Origin of the sequence: Lactobacillus sp. UMNPBX19, assembly GCF_002553805.1 — a bacterium.
GTDB lineage: Bacteria > Bacillota > Bacilli > Lactobacillales > Lactobacillaceae > Lactobacillus.
Genome location: NZ_PCYR01000131.1, coordinates 1 through 409, shown reverse-complemented (window position 1 = coordinate 409; position 409 = coordinate 1). Strand labels below are relative to the sequence as shown.

Sequence of the window (409 nt, the reverse complement as noted above, 5' to 3'; positions counted from 1 at the left end):
ATGCCAGTCAATAATATCACTGTCTTCAACCAACGCTTCGGTAAACGTATAATTATCGCCAGCGTTGTCAATCTTTTCATCGAAATCTGTAACCGCTTGTCCAATATCAAAATTAAGGGTAACGGTCGTATCCTTGGTCACGAGCTCAATGCCCGCCAAAGGATTTTTCAAAGTTAAATTAGTTCCATCATATGAAAAGTCAGAATTTTTATAAGTCCAGTCTTGATAAGAAATAGGAATCAGGCCAAGATGTGAATAAAATTCACCACTACCACTAAAGTATTTTGACCAATTACCCGATGCGTTAATTTTAGCGAATAAATCACGCAGCTGTGGTGGAATTTGCAACGCAATTTTCGAACCTTCAAGAATTTGTGCAACCCATGCACTACCATTGTAGTTAAAGGTA

The 409-nt window shown here is 37.9% G+C and carries 1 pseudogene; it reads right to left on the bottom strand.

Annotated elements, in window-relative coordinates:
• Positions 1–409: pseudogene (locus CP370_RS09780) on the bottom strand (hypothetical protein); the annotation flags it as partial.